The sequence below is a fragment of the Apibacter adventoris genome (assembly GCF_002964965.1).
GTDB lineage: Bacteria > Bacteroidota > Bacteroidia > Flavobacteriales > Weeksellaceae > Apibacter > Apibacter adventoris.
Window position 1 is genome coordinate 48,608 of the sequence record NZ_PSZN01000019.1, and the last position, 24,658, is coordinate 73,265.

The following is a 24,658-nucleotide window of genomic DNA, read 5'->3' on the forward strand; positions in this document are numbered from 1 at the left end:
AAGCAGATTAGTTATAATAATATATTTACTTTATTATCTATATTTTAAGTATATTAATATGATTTTTTATTTATCTTAATCTATTGTAATATATTTATAATCAAATATATAAGAAGCCTTAAATTCGCCTGTAACAGCGTCTTTTCCTTCGATGGTTAAAGTATAATTTTCACTATCAAAAGAAATGGTATGAATAAAGAACGTTTAGTAGTACAATTTTGTTTTTATTTTTTATTAATTTAAAAGTTATTAATTGAATATTATAAAAACAAAGGCATATTGAAATATGTTAATATGCCTTTGTTTTTATATATTATATTTTACTTTTCCTGATCTACCATAATAGTTTGATATTCGAATGCATAAGAAGCCTTAAATTCGCCAGTAACGGCATCTTTTCCTTCGATGGTTAAAGGATAATTTTCATTATCATAGGTAATGGTATAAATAATAGAATGTTCAGCAACAGAAGAATTATCATAATAAAAATCCTCACGTACTCGATTATTATGGGATAAGGTTAAATATAAGTCATTGTTAGTAACAATCTTAAAGTAAGGATTATATTCTTCAAAAGGATTGATTTTTTGATCATATAAATATGCATCTTTAAAAGTATATGCTGAAATTGATTCTATATTATTTGTTGAATTATATGTATATATATAATCAGTAAATTTACTAGAACATGAATCGTCTAGGCACGATTCTGACATGGTTAATAGATTTTGAGTATAGTGAAAATTTCCTTTATGAACAATTTCTCCTTTTTTTATTGTATTAGAATTTGATAATAAATTATCTGAATAAAAAAGTTCTACAGTATTATCCAGTTCATTCTTATTGTATTTTAATATTTTAATTAATTTTTTGTCATTATCATATTCAAAATCTCTGTATGAACCGACTTGTTCTAAGTCTGTAAGTTTGGAAACCTGTCCGTTTTCATAAGAAAATTCATAAGTATTAGTTTGATATTGAGGGGACTGGTTTGAATCTACATATGTCAATTTTTTAATTGACAAACGACGAATGACCTTTTGAGTTTTAGACTCAGGTTTATTAATAACATCGATATCATCATTATCATCATTATCACTACTGCAGCTAAATAGAATAAAGAGTAGAATGTTTAGTAGTACAATTTTGTTTTTCATTTTTTATTAATTTAAGAGTTATTAATTGAATATTATAAAACAAAGACACATTAAAATATGTTAATATGCCTTTGTTTTTATATATTATATTTTACTTTTCCTGATCTACCATAATAGTTTGATAATCGAATGTATAAGAAACCCATAATCTATCTGTAACCGCATCTTTTCCTATGACGGTTAAAGGATAATTTTCATTATCATAAGTTATGGTATAAATAATTGTTCGGTAAGCTACAGAAGTGGAATTAGAATATACATTCTCACTTACAGGATTGTTATGAGATAAAGTTAAATATAGGTAATTATTAGTAATAATCTTAAAATATGGATTATATTCCTTAAAAGGATTGATTTTTAAATCATATAAAAATACACTTTTTTTATTTTGATCTGAAAATGATTCTAAATTATTTGTTGAATAATAAGTATATGTAATAGGGTTTAAGCCAGAACACGATTCAGGATCTGAACAGGTTTCTGAGCTAGTTAATAGGTTCTGAGTATAATTATATTTATCGATTTGAGTAATTTCACCTTTTTCTGTTGTGGTTGTGTATGATAATAAATTACCTGAATAATAAAAGTCTACACTACTATCCAAAATATTATTATCATAGTTTAATATTTTAATTAATTTTTTTTCTTTATCATACTCAAAATCGCTGTAAGAACCTACTTTTTCAACATCTGTAAGTTTAGAAACCTGTCCGTTTTCATAAGAAAATTCAAAAGTATTAGTAGTATAAATGGGATTATAATTAGAATCTATGTTATCCCAACCTTTAATTGATAAATGATGAATAACCTTTAGAGGTTTAGGTTCAGGCTTACTAATAATATAAATATCATCATTATCACTACCACAACCCCATAGAAATATAAGTAGAATATTCAGTAGTATGGTTTTATTGTTCATTTTTTAGTTATGAATTGTTCAAATGTATGAAAAATTTATTAAATATATATTTTATTAATAAAAAAAATATTATTTATTATAACAAAGAAAAATATTTAATTTTTTTGAATAGTAAAACCCGCTTTTTTTACAATATTTATAATATCTTCTTCCGTAGCTCCCAAACTTTGTATGGTTAAAATTTTATTCGGATTGTTCGTATCAACAGACCATGTTTTAATCCCAGGGATTTTGTTAAGAAAGGGTGTTACAGCATTTACACATCCTTGGCAATCTATATTAGTTTTAAATTTTAATTCTTTCATATTTTTTATCTTTTATAATTGTACAAAAATAAGAATTTAGATAAATACTAGTTTTATAGTATTATGGATAGAATTTATAAGTTAATCTTCAAATATTCTTTTATATTTTTCTATTAAATATTTAAAAATATTAGTCTAAAAATCATTTTTTATTATTTAAAAAAATAAAAAGAACTAAGCATAATATTACAAATACACATATTCCAATAATTACTCCCATTGCATTTTCTTTTGAATTGTTTACTTATTAAGCAGATTTTTAGCCTTAATTATATAGTAAATGTAGAATAAAAAATTAAAAATACAAAGAGTAGAAGAAAAGTATATTAAAAGTGAGTCATTTTTATTTATTAAAGAATGATGGCAATAAGTCATAACCCCTAATATAAAACAAAGTATAATTCCGGTAATAGAGGTAATTTTATAACTATAAGCTCGGTCTGTAAGTGTATCATGAATTGCTATTTTACTTTTTACAATACCATATACTAAATACACGTCCATGCCGATAATCATCCAAGCAACTAGCCTTATCCAGGTATCCATAGGTAGAGATAGCATAATAAACAGGCAGGTAATAGCACCTAAAATTGGAATATAAGGAACCCAAGGGGTTCTGAAGCCACGAGATGCATCCGGATTTTTTTTTCTTAAAATTATTACTCCAATACAAACTAACACGAAGGCAAATAAAGTACCTATACTTGTCATTTCACTCACAACTTTCCCCGGTATAAATGCAGCAAATAGGCTGATAAATATCATGAATATAAAATTGGATTTTACAGGGGTTTTAAATTTGGGATAAATGTCTGAAAATATTTTAGGTATTAGTCCATCTTGGCTCATTGAATAAAATACACGACTTTGGCCTAAAAGCATTACCAAGATAATAGAGGAATAGCCTAACAAAACGGAAGCGATAATAAATATATTTAGCCAAGGATAAGCAGGAACTATACTTCCATCGGGTCCCACAGTTCCCATATTTTTAATAGCTGTAACAATAGGAGCTAAAGCATCCGAATTATTGGCTGTGCCAAATTCTTTGTAATTAACCACTCCTGTTAATACATAGGCAAAAGCAACATACAAAATAGTGCATATTAAAAGAGAACCTAAAATCCCTATAGGCATATTTCTTTTAGGGTTTTTAGTCTCTTGAGCAGTTGTGGAAACAGCATCAAATCCTATGTAAGCAAAAAAAACTAATCCTGCAGCTCTGAATATTCCCGACCATCCATATTCACCAAATTTACCTGTTGTATTATGGGGAATTAAAGGAGTTAAATTTTCAGGATTTACAAATTTGAATCCTAAAGCAATAAATAGTAAAACTATAAGAACTTTTAAAACTACAATAAAATTATTGAAAAGAGCAGAACCTTTTGTTCCTCTCATTAATATAAAAGACATTAAGCATACCATAAATGCTGCAGGTAAATTTATAATTCCGTTTACAGTAATACCATTATCTAATTCAAAAGTCTCAAAAGGAGTTTTTAATAATTCAGGAGGAAAGTGTATATTAAAATTGAGCAATAATTGATTGAAATATCCTGTCCAGCTAGAAGCAACAGCTGCAGCGGCTACTGAGTATTCCAAAACTAAATCCCATCCGATAATCCATGCAATAAATTCGCCCATTGTAGCATAAGAATAAGTATAAGCACTTCCGGCAACTGGTATCATAGAGGCAAATTCAGCATAACAAAGTCCTGCAAGCGCACAACCTATGGCAGCAATAATAAATGAAATCATAATACCTGGTCCGGCGTAGTCTCCAGCCGCTTGACCGGTAACAGAAAATAATCCGGCTCCTACCACAACTCCCACTCCTAAGGCTACTAGAGCCATAGCACTAAGTGATCTTTTTAATTTAGATTTTTTCCCTGACTCTTCAATTATTTTTTCAATAGATTTCCTTTTAAATAGCATATGCGATTATTTTAAAAAACTGATGCTAAATTAAAAATAAAAATAATTTTAAAGATAATATATAAATAAAAAATTAATTTATTTGAATTATTATTTATAAAACAAATATTTTTTTGATAAATTAATATAATATTATTTTTATTATATTACAATGAATTATAAATTTAAATTCCATTGTTTAATTTTTTCAAGGAAATGAAAAGCGGTCATATCAAACCTTATCGGAACAATACTTATATAATTATGATTTAGAGCCCATTCATCTGTATCATCTCCTTTGTCTAAATTAGACCATTTACCGGTGAGCCAATAATAGGTTTTTCCTTTAGGGTCTATTCGTTTATCGAATTCTTCTTCCCAAAGAGCATTTGCCTGTCTACAGATTTTGATGCCTTTTAACTGTTTTTCATCAGCTTTAGGAATATTTACATTTAGGACAACACCTTCCGGTAGTTTATGAGTTATTACATTCTCTGTTATGGATTTAATATATTTTTTAGCAGCTTTAAAATTAGCATTAAAAGAATAATCACACAAAGAAAAACCTATGGAGGGAATCCCCTCAATACCTCCTTCAATTGCGGCAGACATGGTACCTGAATAAATTACATTGATAGAAGAGTTTGATCCATGGTTAATTCCTGAAACACATAAATCAGGTTTTTTAGGTAAGATTTGATTTATAGCTAATTTAACACAATCGACAGGAGTACCACTACATGCCCATTCTTGTTGGGGACCTTGATCTAAAGCGATTTTTTCAACCCGTAAAGTGGAGTTTATAGTAATAGCATGCCCCATACCGCTTTGAGGTTTATCTGGAGCGATCACGTATACTTCCCCAATCTCATTCATAATTTTGATTAATTCTCGAATACCAGGAGCAGTAATTCCATCATCATTGGTTATTAGTATTAAAGGCTTTTCCATAGAACTTAAATAAAATTTTAAATTTGTAACAAAACTAAGTTTTTCATCACAAAAATATCTTATCTTTGGACTTATTTTTTTAAAATATAATAAAGAAAAATGTTAAATTTAAAGAAAACCTGGATATTTATATCATTATGCTCTATGAGCCTTTTGGTATTTTGTTTTAATGCTTCTTCGCAGGACGACAGGGAAAAAGAGATCTTTAAAAGAGTAAAAGAAACTTTGCTTTATACAAGTTATGCACCAAAAAATTTAGATGAAAAATATTCCAGGGATGTCTATAAAAAATATATGGAAGATTTAGATCCATTTAAAAGATATTTTCTAAAATCAGATATTGATGAATTCGGAAAATATGAAAATAAAATGAGTGAAATGTTTATTAATAATGATGTTTCATTTTTCCATGTATCAGTAGATAGATTATATAAAAGAGTGAATGAGACTGAAGGGTATATAAATGATATCTTTAATTCTCCTTTAAATTTTAATGAGGATGATTACATGATTGTAGATGAAAAGAAAAGAGATTTTCCCTTAAATCAAGCAGAAGCAAAAAAATACTGGAAAAATTATATAAAATATAGAGTTCTTCAAGAAATATTCAATTCAAATAATAGTACTGATAGTTTAAATAATGAAGAAAAATCTCTTAAAGAAAATACAAAAAAAGAAAAAAAGCCTAAAACCAAAGAGGAAATTGAAGCAGATGCAATAAAAAAAGTAAAAGAAAATATATCAGAATATTTTAGACAAATAAAACTTAGAAAAAAAGCAGATCTTTTTTCAATATTTATCAATGCCTATACGGAAGTTTTTGATGTTCATACCACTTATTTTTCACCTAAAGATAAGGATAATTTTAATACAGCAATGAGTGGTAAAATTATAGGAATAGGGGCTACTTTACAAGATAATAAGGGGTATCCTACTATAAGAGAATTAGTAATAGGGGGACCTGCATGGAAATCTAAACAAATTGAAGCAGGAGATAAAATTGTGAAAGTACAGCAAGGAAAAAAAGGTAATCCGGTAAGTGTTGTAGGGATGTTATTGGATGATGCTATAAGGCTTATAAGAGGAGAAGAAGGGACAACAATTGTATTAACTCTTGAAAAAAAGGACGGAAGTACTAAAATTGTTACATTAATTAGGGAAGAGATAGAAATACAGGAAACTTTTGTAAGAAGTGCCGTAATTACAGATGAGAAAGGTAATAAATATGGAATTTTATATTTACCTGAATTTTATGTTAATTTGGAAAATAATACAAAAGGCAGAGATTGTTCGGATGATATTAAGAAAGAAATTAATGAGCTGAAAAAACAAAATATTAAAGGACTTATCATGGATGTGAGAAATAATGGAGGAGGTTCTTTGTCAGAAGTAATTGACATTACAGGATTGTTTATTGGAAGAGGTCCGGTTGTTCAGGTTAAAGATTCAAATGGAAAAATAAAAGTTTTAGAAAGTAAAGAAAAAGATTTAGTTTGGGATGGTCCTTTAGTGCTTATGACAAATGAACTTTCTGCTTCAGCTTCTGAAATATTAGCTGGAGCTATGCAGGATTATCAGAGAGCAGTTATTGTTGGTCCTTCGCAAACCTATGGAAAAGGAACAGTGCAAACGATATATCCTTTAGATCGATTTAGTATGTCTGATGACAAATATGGAGCATTAAAAGTAACTATACAAAAATTTTATAGAATTACAGGAAGCTCTACCCAATTGAAAGGAGTAAAATCAGATATTATAATTCCTGATTTATTATCTTATTCAGATATTTTTGAGAAATCACAAGAATTTGCATTACCTTGGGACCAGATAAATAAGTCGAATTTTATTATATGGCAAGGTGTTCCTAAAATTAATTATGAATATTTGAAAACAAAAAGTGCTGAAAGATTGAAAAATAGTTCTTATGTAGCATCTATAGAAGCCGCAGGGAAATGGAGCAAAGAAATAGAGCAAATAGTTAAAATTCCATTAAAATATGATAAATTCATGTTAGAAATGGAAAAAAGAAAAGAACAAGGTAAAAAATACGAAAAAGAAACGGATTATGATGCAAAAGTTTCAATAGAGGCGCCAACTTATGAATTGGCTAAATTTAAGTCGGATACTGTACTTAAGGCCAAAAGAGAAGATTGGTATAAAGGAATGAAAAAAGATTTTAACCTAAGAGAATCTATCAATGTTTTAAATGATATTATAGGGCATTAAGATTTTATATATAATAATATAAATATATAGGAAGCAATTCATAAAAATATATGAATTGCTTTTTTTTATAACAAATATCATCATTAAATCTTATGAAAAAAGTAAAATTAATTGTAATTTTAACTACAAACATAAACTAAAGACCAAATGAAAAAGAATTATAAATATATAAATAGGGAGATAAGTTGGCTTAAATTTAATTCTAGAGTTTTACAGGAAGCAATGGACAAAAAAAATCCTTTATTAGAAAGATTGCGTTTTTTAGGAATTTATTCCAATAATCTGGATGAATTTTATAAAGTCAGATATGCTTACATTGCCAGAATGATTCAATTTAATAGTAAATATAATAATATAGTTGAAGAGCAAAAAGATACGGACTTATTAGAAGAAATAAATAGAACAGTAGCACATCAACAGCAAAAATATGATAATCTTTATTCTCAAATAATCAAAGAATTAGCCAAAGAAAAAACTTTATTAGTAGATGAGAAAACAATTCCAGAAACTTTAAAGCCTTTTGTAGAAGATTTTTATGAAAATAAACTTAGTCATAATTTAACAGTATTATATTGGAAAGAAGGAGATAAGATACTTAATTTAAAAGATAATGTATTTTATTTAATAGTAACAATGACTAAAAAAAATAAGAATCATCAATATGCATTAATAGAAGTACCCACAGATCGTTTTTCAAGATTTTTGGTTTTGCCTGATATAAATGACAAGCACCATGTAATTTTTTTAGAAGATGTAATTCGATATCATCTAAAAGATATATTTCAATTTTTTAAATTCGATACAATAGAAGGAAAGTCTATAAAACTATCCAAAGATGCAGATTTATCTATAGATAATGATGTACAGGTTAGTTATATGGAAAGTGTTTCTGAGGCATTAAAAGAAAGACAAAAAGGATTACCAGTTCGATTGGTTTATGATAAAACTATTGATGCTAGAACATTAAAGTTTTTAAAAAAAATGTTTGATTTGGATGAGTATGATAGTTTGGCTCCGGGAGGGAAATATCATAATAAAAAAGATTTTATGAAATTTCCTACATTAGGAAGAAAAGATTTAGAATATAAAAAAATAGTCCCTGTAATTCCTAAAATACTTAAAGAAGAAAGAAATTACTTTAAAGCTTTTGCTAGAGAAGATACTTTATTATATGCCCCTTATTATGACTATTCAGTTTTCTTGAAATTTTTGAGAGGAGCAGCCATAGATCCAAAAGTTAAAAAAATAAAAATTACTATATATAGAGTGGCTGATGATTCTCAGGTATTAAGTGCGTTAATTAATGCTGCAAAAAACGGAAAAGATGTGACGGCTGTTTTAGAACTTAGAGCGAGATTTGATGAAGCACATAACATAAAATGGTCAAAACAGTTACAAGATGAAGGAGTTAAAGTTATATTTGGAGTTCCAGGATTAAAAGTTCATTCCAAAATTGGAATTGTAGAAAGAGAACTTCAAAGAGGTTGTGCAGAAAAATATGCTTTTGTATCTACAGGTAATTTTCATGAAGGAACAGCTAAAGCATATACCGATTTTACTTTATTTACAGCTAACGAAAGTATTGTAAATCAGATAGATGAAGTATTTAATTTTTTTGGAGCTAATTATTTAGTAAAACATTATAAAGATATAGCCGTAAGTCCTTGGGGAATAAGAAGAAAACTAATTTTAGGAATAAAAAGAGAAATAAAAAACAAAAAGTTAGGTTTGCCGGCACAAATAAATATTAAAGTAAACAGTATTTGTGATAAAGAAATTATAGATTATTTATACGAAGCTAGTCAAAATGGGGTAGAAGTAAGGATGGTAGTAAGAGGCATTTGTTCCATTATACCACAGGTACCGGGGTTAAGTGATAATATTAAAATAATTAGTGTTGTGGATAAATTTTTAGAACATCCAAGGATATATTGGTTTAAAAATGGAGGAGATGATATGATATATATATCTTCTGCAGATATAATGCCTAGAAATTTAGATCACAGAGTAGAAGTAGCTTGTCCCGTTCTTAGTCTAAAAAATAAAAAAGAAATAATAAAAACTTTCGAATTGGGGTTTGAAGATAATGTAAAAGGAAGGCTTATTAAAGAAGGTTTGGAAGAACCCTATCAAAGAAACAGGCGTAGAAAAAATCGCTCACAGGAAACTATCTATGAATTTATTAAAAATTTAAATAAGTTAAAATTATATAATTAAATAATTAAAATAATTTATTAATTAATAGTATTAATATTTAAGCATTTTAAATGTAAGTAAATAAATTATTGAATGAGTAAATTATCAAATAATTAAACGATTAGGATTCTTTTAAACGAATCTAATATCAATTAATTTTTATTAATTTATGATATTGAAGTAATTTATATTTTTAAAATTCTCCTTTCAGTCTTTTTTATAGACTCAAGTAAATGTTTTTAATAAACAATCAAATTAAGATTTTTGGTCAAAAATAGATATGTTATATTATAATTAATCTTCTGTAATTATTTATATTTTATCTTATATTTATATAATTTTCCAATTATTTCATAAATTTGATTCATTTTAAAATATTAAATTAAATATTTAATAAACCTAAAAATTGTACTATATAGATATATATTATTAGAAAAATAAAATATAGAATTTATAAATATAAGTTGTAAAGATATATTCTGTTTAAAATATAAAGCAATTTTCTATCTTTGTTTTATAAGAATAATTATTAAAGATTGAATAAATAATGAATATTCATACATATGCAGCTATAGACATAGGATCAAATGCCATAAGATTACTGATAAATACTATTTATGAAAACCCCCAATCTGTTACCTTTAATAAAACTAGTTTAGTTAGAGTGCCTATAAGATTAGGACAAGATGTATTTACAGTGGGAAAAATATCAAAAAAAACTATAAATAGGCTGGCAGATGCTATGACAGCTTATAAATTACTTATGAAAATTTATAATGTAGACCGCTATAGAGCCTTTGCAACTTCTGCAATGAGAGAAGCGGAAAACTCTTCAGAAGTTATAAAAAAAGTAAAAGAAAAAAGTGGAGTTAAGATTGAGATAATATCAGGGAAAGAAGAAGCTAAAGTAATTTTTAGTTCAGAACTTAGAAATTATTTAGAATCAGATAATTACTACTTATATGTAGATGTTGGAGGGGGAAGCACAGAAATATCTTTATTGAATAAAGGGTCTGTTCTTTATAGTCAATCATTTCCTATAGGTACAGTTCGTCTATTAGATGGAAAAGTAGAAGAATCCTATATACCAAAAGTAATAAAACCTTGGGTAGAAAAAATAACACAGAATAAACATATAGAGTTAATAGGTTCAGGAGGAAATATCAATTATATATTTAAAGAATCCGGAAAAAAAGAAGGGAAATTTCTTTCATATCATTACATCCATCAACAATATGAATTGCTTAAAAATCTTACTTACGAGGAAAGGATAGAAAAATTTAACATGAAACCCGACAGAGCGGACGTTGTAGTTCCGGCGCTATTAATTTACAATTCTATTATGAGATATGCTCATGCAACAAGGATTCACATCCCTAAAATAGGCGTAGCAGATGGAATGATAAATCTTATGTTTAAAAGAAATCGAAAATGATAATATAAATAATTAATACACTTAATTTATAATCAAAATTTATTTTTTCTAAAAGAACATTCAGATTCACATTTTTTTGTTAATTTATTTTAATAAAACAGCTTAGTATAAATACAAAATATCTATAAAAATATATAAGAAAAAGCAGATAAATAATAGGGAATTACAAGAATATTTTTATATTTGTGCCACTCTACAGCTTTAAATATTTAAAAAATAGAATTGAAATAATACATTTATATAAAAAAGGGATTAAAATTATACACAATTGTTAGCCCGGTGTTTAAATAAAATATTACCCAACACAAAATACAAAATAACTTACAATTTAAAATTTTTTAATAAATTTTAAATCAAAATAATTGCAAATAAACAGTATTTAAATAATTATGGAGTATAATACTCAAAGGAAAAAATTAATTATTCCTGAATATGGCAGACATATTCAATTGTTAGTAGATCATTGCATGACGATTGCAGATGAAAAAGAAAGAAATAAATTTGCAAAATCCATTATAGATGTAATGGGAGATCTAAATCCGCATTTAAGAGATATTCCCGATTTTCAGCATAAATTATGGGATCAGCTTTTTATGATGTCAAATTTTCAGCTAAAAGTAGATTCACCTTATCCCATCCCTACAAGGGAAACCATGTATACCCCTCCAAATAAAATGAAATATCCCGTTAATGAGTCAAAATATAGATATTATGGCAATAACGTAAAAAAAATGATTGAAGTTGCCGGTGCATGGGAAGAAGGAGAAAAAAAAGATGGCTTGACATATGCAATAGCCAATCAAATGAAAAAAAATTATTTAAAATGGAATAAAGACCAGGTAGAAGATGAAGTAATTTTTCACCATTTGGAAGAATTATCCGGAGGTAAGTTAAAGACAGTAGAAGGCGAAACGCTAATGAATGTAATTCCGACAAATACTAATTATAATTCCCATAGTTCAAATAAAGGGAAAAATCGTAACAATATAAATAATAATAGAAATAATAATTTTAAAAATCAAAAGAAAAACAATAATTACACTAAAAATAAAAAATAACTTATGAATACTTTTCAAATTGTTGGAGGTAATCCCCTACATGGAAATTTCCATCCTCAAGGAGCAAAAAATGAAGCATTACAAGTTATTTGTGCCATATTACTCACATCAGATTCAGTGAGAATAAAAAATATTCCTGAAATTCAAGATGTACTAATACTTATAGAAATACTAAAAACTGTCGGAGTAAAAGTAATCAGAAATTCCAAAGGCGATTATACTTTCTGTTCAGAAGAAATAGATTTCGATTTTCTGAAAAGCAAAGAATTCCGAAAAAACGGAGCGCAACTAAGAGGGTCTATAATGTTGCTAGGCCCCTTATTAGGAAGGTTTCAAGAAGCCTATATTCCTGTACCCGGAGGAGATAAAATAGGACGAAGACGGCTAGATACTCACTTTCAGGGATTTATAAGTTTAGGTGCTAAATTTTTATACGATGAAGAAGAAAAATATTATGCAGTAACAGCAGAAGAATTACAAGGTAACTATATACTATTAGCAGAAGCCTCTGTGACCGGTACAGCCAATATTATTATGGCTTCCGTATTAGCAAAAGGAACCACACAAATTTATAATGCGGCTTGCGAACCTTATATACAACAATTATGTAAAATGCTTAATTCCATGGGAGCAAATATTCAGGGAATAGGTTCCAATTTTTTAACTATTGAAGGAGTTGAAAAACTTAGAGGAACAGAGCATACCGTACTCCCAGATATGATTGAAATTGGAAGTATAATAGGATTGGCAGCAATGACAAAATCCGAGATTACCATAAAAAATGTAAGTTGGAAAAACCTGGGAAATATTCCCGATACATTTAAACGCTTAGGAATACACATAGACAAACAAGAAGATGATATGCACATTCCAGCACAAGAACATTATAAAATCCAAAAGTTTATGGATGGGTCTATCCTTACCGTTTCCGATGCCCCTTGGCCTGGTTTTACTCCCGATTTATTAAGTATAATATTGGTAGTATCTACACAAGCCCAGGGAAGTGTACTTATCCATCAAAAAATGTTTGAAAGCCGTTTATTTTTTGTCGATAAACTTATAGATATGGGAGCCCAAATTATTCTTTGTGATCCCCATAGAGCTACGGTTATAGGTTTAAATCAGGAAATTCCGTTAAGAGGAACAATGATGACTTCTCCCGATATTCGTGCAGGAATCTCTTTATTAATAGCCGCTCTTTCTGCAAAAGGAACCAGTCTTATCCATAATATTTATCAAATTGACAGAGGCTATGAAAACATTGATGGAAGATTACAGGCCTTAGGAGCAGACATAACAAGGATTAAAATTTAATTTGAAACCTATGCACGGAGATTTACGAGTACAATTTTCCCTTATTATTGCCGTATATAATCGAAAAGATGAACTTCGGGAATTATTAAACAGTCTGGTAGAACAAACAGATAAAAACTTTGAAGTTATTATAGTTGACGATGGTTCTGCTGAAAAACTGGAATCTGTAGCCCTTAACTACTCAGGTAAATTAGATATAAAATATGATTACAAGCAAAACAGCGGTGCAGGACTTGCCAGAAATTATGGTTGTAAAAAGGCAAACGGAAATTATTTTATTTTTTTAGATTCAGATTGTATCGTACCCAAGCATTATATTGAAAATGTACGAAAAGAATTATACACCCGGTATACAGATGCTTTTGGAGGAGCAGATGCAGCCGATAAAAATTTCAATACCCTTCAAAAAGCCATTTCCTATTCTATGACTTCTTTGTTTACAACAGGTGGAATAAGAGGAAACAAAAAATCCGTAGATAAATTTCAACCCAGGAGCTTTAACATGGGAATATCCCGAGAAGCCTTTCAAGACACAGGAGGTTTTTCAGAATTGAGGGTAGGAGAAGATCCCGATTTAACCTTAACCCTTTGGGAAAAAGGATTTCAAACCCGTTTTTTTCCCGATTGTAAAGTATTTCATAAAAGAAGGGCTACTCTTAACAAATTTGCCCGTCAGGTATATCATTTTGGCATAGCCCGTCCTATACTAAACCAAAGACATCCCACTTATGCCAAAATTACCTTTTGGTTTCCAAGTCTTTTTATGATTGGCACTATCATTGCCGTGCTTTGCGGACTTTTTTACTTTTTTATTTCCCAAAAATTATATCATTTTGCTGTTTGGGGAGCATATTCTTCAACCATAACTGCCATAAGAGAAATTTCCCTAATTCCTTTTATTCTGCTATGTATTTACAGTATCCTCTTAATTTCCGATTCTTCCATAAAAAATAAAAGTCTTACCGTTGGCCTACTTTCTTGGATAACCACCTTTATACAGTTCTTTTCTTACGGTTTTGGATTTTTACAATCCTTTATAGTCCTCAATATTTTAAAACAAAAACCCCAAAAAGCCTTTCCTTCGCATTTTTATACACAATAAGTGTATTATTAAATAAAAAATAGTATATTTACCCTGTTATTATAGCATTTGCATTATTATTTATTTTTTTATGGGAGAAGAAAATATACATTTGATCTCTTTGGGTAAAGCAGAGTTTTCCTATGGAGTTATCTTTAGGTATGATCAAGGAGATAACAAAGAAAAACAAATTCATTATTCTGTAGATTATAGCCTTTGTTCCCTAAGGGAGACACAATCTACTTACCCTATCCAAAGCTAAGGTATATTATAATAATGAATGTGCCGATTTAATATCTGAGCAGTTTTCCGAAGCCGTAGGAAAACCCTTATTTCCGCTTGAGTAGGAAGTTTACCGGCAAATGGAGCTGATAAGCCTTCTCTATGCCTATAAAATTGAAGAACACTGGAAGAAGAAGCGAGCTTTTTTACAGAACTATTACATAGAAAGACCGCATAAAAAGTATTTTCCCTTATGCACGAAGCTTATAGTCATTCAGCCCATATAAGGCAGATCATTAAGAAAAACCTATTTTTCGATTTATATTTTTTTCCTGCCATATACCGGGAAGTAAAAGAAGAAGTTAGTTTCAATATTTATCACTTTATTCCACCCATCACTTATACCCTTAATGAACGAAAAATAGATAAAAGCCGCAGTGGGAAAATCAGGGTACCTCTTAAAGGAAACTGTACTGATACACGTTCTTGGACCAGTATTGAAAATAAAGACCATATTTTTATTCCAGCTCGGCAGCAGGAACTTATCGGTAGCCTAGATCTCCAATATAAATTGGATGAATCTTCGTGACTGTTATATTCTCTTATCGGAAACCTTTCTATAGGAATATCAAAAAAACAAAAAAGAAAAATAGAAGCGGAAATCCTTAGGAGTTGTCTGTGCATACCATACAATATCTTTAACTAGCACATCAGCCAGTGCTGTTATTAACGGAGCTGGAGCTGGATTAGCCGGAGCTATAGGTAGAATATCAGCAGTAGCAACTGGTGGAACTAGTGCGGTTGCTTCTGCTTCAGCATCAAAGTTTAGTAAATAAAATAGTAAATAATATAAACTATAATAAAATGAAAAGAACAAAATGTAAAACAGTTAAAAATTTATCAGTAATACTATTTATCGCTTTGTTAACAATGGTTTCATGTAATAGCAAACCAGAAAATAACACAACCGATTTAAATAAACTAAATGGAAAATGGGACAGGCTAGAATCTACTATACGGGCTCAGTATGCTAATATTAATATGAGTAAAGTTCCTCCTCTTTATGAATTTAAACTTGAGAACGACAGTACAATTAATGTAAATCAAAATAGTATTACAGGTTTTAAAAATTTTAAAATCAAAATAGATAGTGTAAAAAAAGATACCATATATACAAATTATGAAGATTTTGTATTTAAAAATGATACTCTTTATATGGTAGATTATAAATATAAGAGATTTATCCGTCTTTTAAAAAGAAAATAAATTAAAATGAAAGAACTATACAGCATAAGGCTCAGAGAAAAAACGTATAGAATTATTATTATTGCTTCTTTTCTTGTGTCCGGAACTATTTCCGCAGTCAGCCTTATTTATTCGTATAATACTATTCAGGAAAGTAAAAAAAATATTTATGTATTGGAAAATTCTAAATCATTAGTAAAAGCGAAATCTACTAATATTAATAATTCCTATGATATTTTAGTCAAAAACCAGATTCAAACTATAAATTAATTAATATATCAACAAGATCTAGATCCAGGCAACATGAACAAACAATTGAGCTTTACCGATAGTCTGTCTTTTGTATCTAGCGTACCCTATCATTTGCAAGGCTGGACCGACGGAGAAGTTTTTAAAGAAGAATATTCCCTTCAACTCAAAGCTCAGGTAGTTGCTTTTTATTAGGATATGATAAATGCCTATTAAAAAAAGGAATGGAACTATATACGAACACAATATTTACAATCAAATAAGGAAGTATATCAGGCAGAATATATCACAAATGAGAATATTGAAAAATTTCAAAAAGGATTGGAGAATAGTAAAATAGATCGAAAGTTTTTTCCATTAGAGTATTATAAGTTGGGCATTTACGGAAACGGAAGGGTTTTATGTTTTAAAACGGTCTCAGGAAAAAATATGGGAAAATCTTCTTTTGATTATACCTATGAAAATGAGGAAGAAAGAGGAATTATGTATTTAGATTTATACCTGTATCGCCCTAAAGGCTCTTCCCAATTTCAGATTATTCGTTAATAGAGAATGAAAAGAAATATATACAGAATAAAAATAATTACTGTAAGTTAGTATTTGTTTGCCCGTTAAAGATAACATATAACATTTAGTTAAAAGAAGAATTGTTGCTTATTTTAATCAATTTTCCACTACTTGTTACCTCTTTTTTCCCGTCAAAATAAGAAGTTTTATAATACAAAATGTCATTTTCTATTTTCACCATTTTAACAATAATTCCACCATTATGGTTTATATATTTTTTAAAAGGGTCTTTTTTACTGTCTTTTTTAGAAAAAAATAGAGAATAATCACAATCATTTAACCAATGAATTTTTTTGTAGGTATATTCTTGATTGGTAATCTCTAATTGTTTTTGTCCGTTTCTTATAATAATCGAACTTAAAGTAGCATTATCGTCATTAATACTTTTAAACTCCCCTTTAGTAAAATCTAAACAGGTCAAGTTTTTATTTTGAGCATGTAAAATACACGAAAAAATAAAAAATAAAAAAAATATAGTTTTATTCATGAATCAAAGATAGTAAAATAATTTATCCAATATAAAAATACTGTTAATAATTAAAATGATTATTTTTTATAATGTATAGAATTGTTTGATATTTTATTTATAATGTAAATTATTTATTTTAAACTGTAATTCTATTAAATTATTATAAATTATTTATATTAATTATATAATAATAATTATGTTGAAAAGTTAAAAAGACCTCCAAATATATTTTTAGAGAAAAAAATTACCTTTGTACAAGCATCTAAAATAAAGGAAAAAATAAAATTTCGCTATATTTTTTCGATATATAGCTTGTAGGAAGGTTAGTCACGATAAGCAATACTACTTAAATAATTATCTGAAAGCAATCATTTTTTAAGTGATTAAAATTTCTTCCGTGGAGCATAAACGTTGTTAATAAAAAAATAAATAACATGATTCAGACAGTTGTTAAAAGAGATGGTCGCATTGTAGAATTTAATGAAGATAAAATTATTAGTGCAATTCGTAAAGCTATGCTGCAAACAGATGAGGGAGAAGACCTTTTCCTAATAAAAGCAATAGCAAAAAATATATCTTGTCAGGGTATAAAGCAAATGACTGTAGAGGATATTCAAGATATGGTAGAAATGGAACTCATGAAAAGTCCACGTAAAGAAGTCGCAAAAAAATATATAGCTTACAGAGATCAGCGAAATATAGCTCGTAAAGCAAAAACCGGAAATATGTTTTTGGAGATTATTGAAATCCAATCTAATGAAGTTACTCGTGAAAATGCAAACATGAATGCCGATACGCCTGCCGGAATGATGATGAAATTTGCCAGTGAAACCACTAAACCTTTTGTTGATGATTATTTATTAACCCCGGAAGTTCGAGAAAGTATACGTTTAAACTATTTACATATTCATGATAAAGATTATTTTCCTACCAAAAGTCTTACCTGCGTTCAACATCCGTTAGATAAAATATTACATGATGGGTTTTATGCCGGGCATGGAGAATCCCGTCCTGCAAAAAGAATAGAAACAGCAAGTATGCTTGCTTGTATTTCTCTTGAAACTGCTCAAAATGAAATGCATGGAGGACAGGCTATTCCTGCTTTTGATTATTATCTAGCTCCTTTTGTTCGTAAAAGTTTTATAGAAGAAATAAAAATTTTAGAACAAATTAACGGGAAAAATTATGAATCTCTTTATAACTCAGAAATAGATGATTATTTATATCATCCATTAGAACAGCTGGAAGGAGATAAACGCATTATACAACATGCTATTAATCGTACGGTCAGCAGGGTACATCAATCCATGGAAGCATTTATACACAACATGAATACCATACACTCACGAGGAGGAAATCAGGTAGTATTTAGTTCTATAAATTACGGAACCGATACAACAGCGGAAGGTCGGTGTGTAATCAGAGAATTGCTTAAAAGTACTGAAGAAGGAGTAGGAAACGGAGGAACCGCTATATTTCCCATACAAATATGGAAGAAAAAACGCGGAATCAATTATCTTCCGGAAGATCGAAATTACGATTTATATCAATATGCATGTAAAGTAAGTGCCCATAGGTTTTTTCCTAATTTTTTGAATTTAGATGCTACTTTTAATCAACATGAGGAATGGAAATCAGAAGATCCTGAACGTTATAACTACGAAGTGGCCACTATGGGATGCCGTACGCGTGTATTTGAAAATCGTTTTGGAAAAAAAACATCTGTGGGTAGAGGTAATATTTCTTTTTCCACCATAAATTTAGTACGCCTTGCCTTAGAATGTAGAAATATAGAAATCAGAAAAGAAAGGTTAAACACATTTTATCAAAAACTGGATAAACTATTAGATATAGTGGCTGTACAATTACATCAACGTTTTGAATTTCAAAAAACGGCAGCCCCCAAACAATTTCCTTTGCTTATGTCTGTATTATGGGAAGGAAGTCATGAACTCAGCAATGAAGATACCATAGAAAAAGTTATAAATCAAGGAACGTTAGGAATTGGTTTTATAGGTTTGGCAGAATCATTAATAGCTTTAATTGGTAAACATCATGGGGAAGATGAAGAAGCTCAAAAATTAGGTTTAGAAATAATCACCTATATGAGAGATAAAGCCAATGAATTTTCAGAAAAATACCAACATAATTATAGTATATTAGCTACGCCGGCAGAAGGGCTCGCAGGCAGATTTACACGTCAGGACAAAAAAGACTTTGGAATAATAGAAAATATTACAGATAAAGAATACTATACCAATTCTAACCATGTGCCGGTTTATTATAAATGCAGTGCTCATCATAAAGCAAAAATAGAAGCCCCATATCATGAATTGACACGAGGTGGCCATATTTTTTATGTGGAAATAGACGGCGACGCAACCCATAACCCCGAAGCCATTATGACAGTAGTAGATATGATGGATAAATATAATATGGGATATGCCTCTGTGAATCATACCCGTAACAGATGTTTACACTGTGGATATGAAAATGCCTCTTCTCATATAGAAGAATGTCCAGAATGCGGAAGTGAAAATATTGATCGCTTACAACGTATTACCGGTTATTTAGTAGGAACCACAGATCGATGGAATAAGGCGAAACTTGCAGAGCTAAATGACCGTGTAACCCATGGGTAAATTATCTATATTAAATATAATACAAGATACTACTGTGGATGGTCCTGGTTTTAGGACTTCCATTTATGCTGCCGGATGTATTCATAAATGTGAAGCCTGTCATAATCCGCAATCTTGGGACAAACATAATGGAAAACTTTATCATATAAATGAATTGTTGGAGGTTGTTAAAGAGGCAGATTTTGCAAATGTAACATTTACAGGCGGAGATCCTCTAATACAGGTCGAAGGATTTACAGAATTGGCTACTTTAATAAAGAAAGAAACACGCAAAAATATCTGGTGTTATACAGGTTTTACTTATGAACAAATATCCAAATCAAAAAAACTATCCCTAATATTGCCTTATATAGACGTCATTATAGATGGAAAATTTATAAGTTCACTACATAAAGAATCCTTACTATTTCGTGGTAGTTCCAATCAAAGGATAGTTGATGTGCAACAGTCAATACTTAACAAAAAGCTAACCTTATGGGGAAAGGAAAACTATTGAATATAAGTAAAATACTTTTGCTATGTATTTCCTAATTTTTTAATGGTTCTGACAAAAATATTATAACTACTCATTTTTATTTTATAATAAGGGATGAAGCTCATTTGGTAAGAATTGTCTGTTCCATAAAAAATTATTAATTTTACAGAAATAATCATATACACATAAAGAAAAAATAAACACGAAAATATGACAGGAGAAGGGGAAAAATTGATTCCTATAAATATTGAAGATGAAATGAAATCTTCATATATAGATTATTCCATGTCCGTAATAGTATCCAGAGCCTTACCAGATGTAAGAGATGGTTTGAAGCCGGTACACAGGAGGGTTTTATTTGGGATGTATGAATTGGGGGTAACTTCAAGCAGTGCCTACAAAAAATCAGCAAGAATTGTAGGGGAGGTAATGGGAAAATACCACCCTCATGGAGATTCTTCCGTTTATGATACTATGGTTCGTTTAGCGCAAGAATGGTCTATGCGGTATCAATTAGTAGACGGACAAGGAAATTATGGTTCTGTAGATGGTGACCCACCTGCAGCTATGCGATATACAGAGGCAAGATTAAAGAAGATTTCAGAAGAAATTTTATCAGATATAGATAAAGATACTGTAGATACACAATTAAACTTTGATGATACTTTAGAAGAACCAGAGGTAATGCCTACACGCATTCCTATTTTGCTGGTTAACGGAGCTTCCGGTATAGCAGTAGGAATGGCTACGAATATGGCACCTCATAATTTGTCAGAATCCATAGATGCCATTTGTGCCTACATAGATAATAATGAAATATCAGTAGAAGGCTTAATGAAGTATATAAAAGCTCCCGATTTTCCGACAGGTGGAACTATTTACGGTTATGAAGGAGTGAAATCTGCTTTTGAAACCGGCAGAGGGCGAATTATAATTAGAGGAAAAGCCAATTTTGAAGAAGTTCACGGAAAAGATGCAATTGTTGTTACAGAAATTCCTTATCAGGTAAATAAAGCAGATATGATTGCCCGTACTGCAGAACTGGTTAAAGAGGATAAATTACAAGGTATTGCAGAGATTAGAGATGAATCTGACCGGAAAGGGATGAGAGTGGTTTATATACTTAAAAATGAAGCAATACCTAATGTAGTCTTAAATCTTTTATATAAATATACAGCCTTACAAACTTCATTTAGTGTAAATAATATAGCGCTGGTCAAAGGAAAACCTGTTCAGCTTAATTTAAAAGATATTATACATCATTTTGTAGATCACAGACATGATGTTGTAGTTAGGCGTACCCAATACTTACTTAGAAAAGCTCAGGAAAGAGCTCATATCCTGGAAGGTTTTATGAAAGTAATAGCCACTCAGGATTCATTAGATTTAGCCATAAAAATAATACGTGAAAGTGCAAGTCCGGCAGAAGCTAAAACCGGATTAATTCAAGAGTTTGAACTTTCAGAAATACAAGCTCAGGCTATTTTGGATTTACGATTGGCTCGTCTAACAGGAATGGAGCTAGATAAAATTCGGGATGAATATGAGGCTATAATGAAGGAGATTGAAAATTTAAATAATATTTTAAATGATAAAGGGCTTCGTTTTCAAATTATTAAAGACGAATTATTAGAAATTAAACAAAAATACGGAGACGAAAGAAGAACAGATATAGATTTTGCCGGTGGTGAAATGAGTATTGAAGATATTATCCCTGATGAAAAAGTGGTATTAACAATTTCTAAAATGGGTTATATTAAGCGAACTTCACTATCTGAATATAGAACCCAATCACGAGGAGGAGTAGGAAACCGTGCTGCATCTACAAGAGATGAAGATTTTTTAGAGTATGTAGTTTCTGCCACAGCGCATCAATATATGTTATTTTTTACAGAAAAAGGAAAATGTTTCTGGCTTCGTGTATTTGAAATACCGGAAGGTTCAAAAACCGCTAAGGGTAGAGCAATTCAAAATCTTATAAATATAGAGACTGACGATAAAATTAAAGCCTATATTCTTACCCATGACTTAAAAAATGAAGAATATACCAGCAATACATTTTTAGTGATGGTAACCCAAAAGGGAACGGTTAAAAAAACCAGTTTAGAAGCATATTCACGTCCTAGGGCTAATGGTATTAATGCCATTAATGTTAAAGAAGGAGATACATTAGTTAGTGCCAGTCTTACCTCTGGAAAAGATGAAATAATGATAGCTACCAAATATGGAAAAGCGATCAGATTTCCTCAAGAAACTTTAAGACCTATTGGAAGAAATGCTTCAGGAGTGAGGGGTATAACTTTAGGAAGTGAGAATGATGAAGTGATAGGTATGGTTATTATTTCAGACCCAGAAAATGATACTATTTTAGTAGTTTCAGAAAAAGGTTATGGAAAAAGAACCCATGTAGATGCATATAGAATTACAAATCGTGGCGGAAAAGGAGTAATAACTTTAAATATTACCGATAAAACCGGAGATTTGATAGCCATTCAAAAAGTAACAGATGAGAATGATTTAATGATTATTAATAAGTCTGGTGTTGCTATACGTATGTCAGTTGAAGAATTGAGGGTAATGAGCAGGAATACTCAAGGAGTAAGGTTGATTAATTTAAAGAAAAACGATGAAATTGCCGCAATTACAAAAATTGAAAAAGAAGAAGGAGTGGAAGAAGAGGAAAATTCGGAAACTATGAATTCAGATGAAACAACAAATAAAGATGAAAGATCACAAGATCCAAATATAGAAATTCAAGATTAAGATGAAAAAGATAACTTTATCATTATTGACTTTATTTTCAATACTTTCTTTTGGACAAGAAAAAGAAATAAAAGAAGCCTTTAATTTTTTTGAAAATGGAAATAAAGCACAAGCGCAGACCTTAATTCAACAGGTAGATCCTGTAGTGTTAGAAAAGGCTCAGGCTTTAGAACCCGATGTTTATGCTAAATTTTTATATATTAAAGGGAGTACCCTTTTAGAAAATGGGAAAAACTTAGAAGCTGCACAAACATTTTCGATTTTGTCTGCTTATGAGCAAGGTCCGGTATATTCACTGAAAAATAAAAGTAATAAACAAAAAGCTTTTACTTTGTCTAAACAAGAAGCTAATAACTTGCAGACACAAGGATTTAGCGGTCTTAAAGAAACTAAATCAGGGACTAATTTTTTACAAAAAGTACTTCCAGTTATAGAACAAAAAAAACAAACCATAGCTAACCAAGCTACAGAAGAATACAATGCTAAAAATTATGCCAGCTCTGCCAATGATTTTTTAGAAGCACATTATTTAAATAAAGCCGCTGGTAGCAATGATGAAATATATATGTACTATGCTGCCATTTCTTATCATGCAGCCAAGAACAATGCTAAAGCTCTGGAATTATATAAAGAACTAATTAATACCGGGTATACTGGAAAAAAGACTTTATATACAGCTATACAAAATGGAGTAAGAGTAGGTTTGACGGAACAACAGTATAATTTATTCAAATCTACCCCTAATTCCGGATTTTCTGATTTTAAAACGGAAGAAACACCCTCTGTAGAGGCAGAAATATACAGTTATGCTATAGCAATATTATCAGCAGATAAAAAATATGATGAGGCCTTAACTATTGCAGAAAAAGGATTAGTTAAATTTCCTGGAGATAAAAATTTAAATAGTCAAATAGGGGAGCTTTATTATCAGACCGGACAAACTGATAAATATATAAATCAATTAAAAAGTGCGGTACAGAAAGATCCAAATGATTATATCTCTTTATTTAACTTAGGGGTAATATATAGTAAAGATCCTAAAACTTATGATTTGGCTAAATCTTACTATAATAAGGTTATATCTATAAAACCCGATTATGCTGTTGCTTATCTTAATTTAGCTTCATTAAGTTTATCTCCTGATAAAGAAATTGTTGAAAAAATGAAAGCTTTAGGGGCTAATAAAGCGGATCAACAAAAGTATGATGTATTATTATCTCAGAGAAAAAATATGTTTAAAGAAGCTCTTCCTTATATAGAAAAAGCTTACGAATTTGATAAAAAAGATATAGAAATTATTCAAGTACTTAAAGAAGCATATAGAGTTTTAGGAATGAGAGATAAACTAGATGAGATAAGAAAAGCAGAAAATGCATTATAAATATAAAATTTTTTATAATAAAAATAAAAAAAACTATCTTTTTTGGGATAGTTTTTTTATTTTTCCTGTAAATTATATAATTAAAT

Annotated in this window: 23 protein-coding genes; 16 read left to right on the forward strand and 7 right to left on the reverse strand. The window is 29.5% G+C overall.

What is annotated here, in order from left to right; all coding sequences use genetic code 11:
* Positions 1-320: 320 nt before the first annotated feature.
* From C4S76_RS07860 to surE, 5 genes are all read right to left on the reverse strand, one after another.
* A complete protein-coding gene (locus tag C4S76_RS07860; protein WP_105193924.1) occupies positions 321-1,157 on the reverse strand; it encodes a hypothetical protein in 837 nt (278 codons plus the stop codon).
* Positions 1,158-1,248: 91 nt separating this feature from the next.
* A complete protein-coding gene (locus C4S76_RS07865) occupies positions 1,249-2,076 on the reverse strand; it encodes a hypothetical protein (protein WP_105193925.1) in 828 nt (275 codons plus the stop codon).
* Positions 2,077-2,171: 95 nt separating this feature from the next.
* Positions 2,172-2,381, reverse strand: coding sequence for a heavy-metal-associated domain-containing protein (locus C4S76_RS07870; RefSeq protein ID WP_105193926.1), 210 nt, complete (start codon positions 2,379-2,381; stop codon positions 2,172-2,174).
* A 240-nt stretch (positions 2,382-2,621) separates the two neighbouring features.
* Complete coding sequence (locus C4S76_RS07875; RefSeq protein ID WP_105193927.1) at positions 2,622-4,319, reverse strand: amino acid permease; 1,698 nt, start codon at positions 4,317-4,319, stop codon at positions 2,622-2,624.
* Positions 4,320-4,475: 156 nt separating this feature from the next.
* Positions 4,476-5,249, reverse strand: a complete 774-nt coding sequence (gene surE / locus C4S76_RS07880; protein WP_105193928.1) for a 5'/3'-nucleotidase SurE — start codon at positions 5,247-5,249, stop codon at positions 4,476-4,478.
* A 99-nt stretch (positions 5,250-5,348) separates the two neighbouring features.
* Here surE and C4S76_RS07885 point away from each other — a divergent pair, with 99 nt between their 5' ends.
* From C4S76_RS07885 to C4S76_RS07915, 8 genes are all read left to right on the forward strand, one after another.
* Positions 5,349-7,475 carry a carboxy terminal-processing peptidase gene (locus tag C4S76_RS07885; RefSeq protein ID WP_105193929.1) on the forward strand — a complete coding sequence of 709 codons (2,127 nt, stop codon included), beginning with the start codon at positions 5,349-5,351 and terminating at the stop codon, positions 7,473-7,475.
* Between the two features lie 147 nt (positions 7,476-7,622).
* On the forward strand, positions 7,623-9,692 hold the full coding sequence (ppk1, locus tag C4S76_RS07890) for a polyphosphate kinase 1 (protein ID WP_105193930.1): 2,070 nt from the start codon (positions 7,623-7,625) through the stop codon (positions 9,690-9,692).
* Positions 9,693-10,218: 526 nt separating this feature from the next.
* Positions 10,219-11,106 (forward strand): Ppx/GppA phosphatase family protein, encoded by an 888-nt coding sequence (locus tag C4S76_RS07895; protein ID WP_317045853.1) that lies wholly within the window; start codon positions 10,219-10,221, stop codon positions 11,104-11,106.
* 389 nt (positions 11,107-11,495) lie between these two features.
* Positions 11,496-12,164, forward strand: coding sequence for a DUF4290 domain-containing protein (locus tag C4S76_RS07900; RefSeq protein WP_105193932.1), 669 nt, complete (start codon positions 11,496-11,498; stop codon positions 12,162-12,164).
* 3 nt (positions 12,165-12,167) lie between these two features.
* Entirely contained in the window at positions 12,168-13,478 is a 1,311-nt protein-coding gene (gene murA / locus C4S76_RS07905) for a UDP-N-acetylglucosamine 1-carboxyvinyltransferase (RefSeq protein WP_105193933.1), read from the forward strand.
* A gap of 10 nt (positions 13,479-13,488) precedes the next feature.
* Positions 13,489-14,580: a glycosyltransferase gene (locus C4S76_RS07910; RefSeq protein WP_105193934.1), complete on the forward strand. Its 1,092-nt coding sequence runs from the start codon at positions 13,489-13,491 to the stop codon at positions 14,578-14,580.
* Between the two features lie 70 nt (positions 14,581-14,650).
* Positions 14,651-14,821 carry a hypothetical protein gene (locus C4S76_RS11800; protein ID WP_181044086.1) on the forward strand — a complete coding sequence of 57 codons (171 nt, stop codon included), beginning with the start codon at positions 14,651-14,653 and terminating at the stop codon, positions 14,819-14,821.
* 213 nt (positions 14,822-15,034) lie between these two features.
* A complete protein-coding gene (locus C4S76_RS07915; protein ID WP_105193935.1) occupies positions 15,035-15,370 on the forward strand; it encodes a hypothetical protein in 336 nt (111 codons plus the stop codon).
* 39 nt (positions 15,371-15,409) lie between these two features.
* Here the strand turns inward: C4S76_RS07915 and C4S76_RS07920 are convergent, their stop codons facing one another.
* Positions 15,410-15,658 carry a hypothetical protein gene (locus C4S76_RS07920; RefSeq protein WP_105193936.1) on the reverse strand — a complete coding sequence of 83 codons (249 nt, stop codon included), beginning with the start codon at positions 15,656-15,658 and terminating at the stop codon, positions 15,410-15,412.
* On the opposite strand from C4S76_RS07920, the gene C4S76_RS07925 reads away from it, so the two are divergent.
* The 4 genes from C4S76_RS07925 (at position 15,646) to C4S76_RS11665 (ending at position 16,821) form a co-directional block, all read left to right on the forward strand.
* Positions 15,646-16,047 carry a hypothetical protein gene (locus tag C4S76_RS07925; RefSeq protein ID WP_105193937.1) on the forward strand — a complete coding sequence of 134 codons (402 nt, stop codon included), beginning with the start codon at positions 15,646-15,648 and terminating at the stop codon, positions 16,045-16,047. The two genes, C4S76_RS07920 and C4S76_RS07925, sit on opposite strands and share 13 nt — an antisense overlap.
* A 6-nt stretch (positions 16,048-16,053) precedes the next feature.
* A complete protein-coding gene (locus C4S76_RS07930) occupies positions 16,054-16,296 on the forward strand; it encodes a hypothetical protein (protein ID WP_105193938.1) in 243 nt (80 codons plus the stop codon).
* A gap of 33 nt (positions 16,297-16,329) precedes the next feature.
* On the forward strand, positions 16,330-16,470 hold the full coding sequence (locus C4S76_RS11805) for a hypothetical protein (protein WP_181044087.1): 141 nt from the start codon (positions 16,330-16,332) through the stop codon (positions 16,468-16,470).
* 126 nt (positions 16,471-16,596) lie between these two features.
* Positions 16,597-16,821, forward strand: coding sequence for a hypothetical protein (locus C4S76_RS11665; protein WP_146105715.1), 225 nt, complete (start codon positions 16,597-16,599; stop codon positions 16,819-16,821).
* A gap of 85 nt (positions 16,822-16,906) precedes the next feature.
* Here the strand turns inward: C4S76_RS11665 and C4S76_RS07935 are convergent, their stop codons facing one another.
* On the reverse strand, positions 16,907-17,329 hold the full coding sequence (locus C4S76_RS07935; RefSeq protein WP_105193939.1) for a hypothetical protein: 423 nt from the start codon (positions 17,327-17,329) through the stop codon (positions 16,907-16,909).
* Between the two features lie 416 nt (positions 17,330-17,745).
* Between C4S76_RS07935 and C4S76_RS07940 the strand changes: the two genes are divergently transcribed.
* From C4S76_RS07940 to C4S76_RS07955, 4 genes are all read left to right on the forward strand, one after another.
* Positions 17,746-19,953, forward strand: a complete 2,208-nt coding sequence (locus tag C4S76_RS07940) for an anaerobic ribonucleoside triphosphate reductase (protein WP_105193940.1) — start codon at positions 17,746-17,748, stop codon at positions 19,951-19,953.
* A complete protein-coding gene (nrdG, locus tag C4S76_RS07945) occupies positions 19,946-20,449 on the forward strand; it encodes an anaerobic ribonucleoside-triphosphate reductase activating protein (protein WP_105193941.1) in 504 nt (167 codons plus the stop codon). Before C4S76_RS07940 ends, nrdG begins: the two co-directional genes overlap by 8 nt.
* Positions 20,450-20,638: 189 nt before the next feature.
* Positions 20,639-23,191, forward strand: coding sequence for a DNA gyrase subunit A (gene gyrA / locus C4S76_RS07950; protein WP_105193942.1), 2,553 nt, complete (start codon positions 20,639-20,641; stop codon positions 23,189-23,191).
* A 1-nt stretch (position 23,192) separates the two neighbouring features.
* Positions 23,193-24,572 carry a tetratricopeptide repeat protein gene (locus C4S76_RS07955; RefSeq protein ID WP_105193943.1) on the forward strand — a complete coding sequence of 460 codons (1,380 nt, stop codon included), beginning with the start codon at positions 23,193-23,195 and terminating at the stop codon, positions 24,570-24,572.
* Positions 24,573-24,658: the final 86 nt, after the last annotated feature.

Coding starts and splice junctions, on each gene's coding strand:
- C4S76_RS07860 (WP_105193924.1), bottom strand. CDS start 1,157: ATGAAAAACAAAATTGTACTACTAAACATTCTACTCTTTATTCTATTT.
- C4S76_RS07865 (WP_105193925.1), bottom strand. CDS start 2,076: ATGAACAATAAAACCATACTACTGAATATTCTACTTATATTTCTATGG.
- C4S76_RS07870 (WP_105193926.1), bottom strand. CDS start 2,381: ATGAAAGAATTAAAATTTAAAACTAATATAGATTGCCAAGGATGTGTA.
- C4S76_RS07875 (WP_105193927.1), bottom strand. CDS start 4,319: ATGCTATTTAAAAGGAAATCTATTGAAAAAATAATTGAAGAGTCAGGG.
- surE (WP_105193928.1), bottom strand. CDS start 5,249: ATGGAAAAGCCTTTAATACTAATAACCAATGATGATGGAATTACTGCT.
- C4S76_RS07885 (WP_105193929.1), top strand. CDS start 5,349: ATGTTAAATTTAAAGAAAACCTGGATATTTATATCATTATGCTCTATG.
- ppk1 (WP_105193930.1), top strand. CDS start 7,623: ATGAAAAAGAATTATAAATATATAAATAGGGAGATAAGTTGGCTTAAA.
- C4S76_RS07895 (WP_317045853.1), top strand. CDS start 10,219: ATGAATATTCATACATATGCAGCTATAGACATAGGATCAAATGCCATA.
- C4S76_RS07900 (WP_105193932.1), top strand. CDS start 11,496: ATGGAGTATAATACTCAAAGGAAAAAATTAATTATTCCTGAATATGGC.
- murA (WP_105193933.1), top strand. CDS start 12,168: ATGAATACTTTTCAAATTGTTGGAGGTAATCCCCTACATGGAAATTTC.
- C4S76_RS07910 (WP_105193934.1), top strand. CDS start 13,489: ATGCACGGAGATTTACGAGTACAATTTTCCCTTATTATTGCCGTATAT.
- C4S76_RS11800 (WP_181044086.1), top strand. CDS start 14,651: ATGGGAGAAGAAAATATACATTTGATCTCTTTGGGTAAAGCAGAGTTT.
- C4S76_RS07915 (WP_105193935.1), top strand. CDS start 15,035: ATGCACGAAGCTTATAGTCATTCAGCCCATATAAGGCAGATCATTAAG.
- C4S76_RS07925 (WP_105193937.1), top strand. CDS start 15,646: ATGAAAAGAACAAAATGTAAAACAGTTAAAAATTTATCAGTAATACTA.
- C4S76_RS07930 (WP_105193938.1), top strand. CDS start 16,054: ATGAAAGAACTATACAGCATAAGGCTCAGAGAAAAAACGTATAGAATT.
- C4S76_RS11805 (WP_181044087.1), top strand. CDS start 16,330: ATGAACAAACAATTGAGCTTTACCGATAGTCTGTCTTTTGTATCTAGC.
- C4S76_RS07935 (WP_105193939.1), bottom strand. CDS start 17,329: ATGAATAAAACTATATTTTTTTTATTTTTTATTTTTTCGTGTATTTTA.
- C4S76_RS07940 (WP_105193940.1), top strand. CDS start 17,746: ATGATTCAGACAGTTGTTAAAAGAGATGGTCGCATTGTAGAATTTAAT.
- nrdG (WP_105193941.1), top strand. CDS start 19,946: ATGGGTAAATTATCTATATTAAATATAATACAAGATACTACTGTGGAT.
- gyrA (WP_105193942.1), top strand. CDS start 20,639: ATGACAGGAGAAGGGGAAAAATTGATTCCTATAAATATTGAAGATGAA.
- C4S76_RS07955 (WP_105193943.1), top strand. CDS start 23,193: ATGAAAAAGATAACTTTATCATTATTGACTTTATTTTCAATACTTTCT.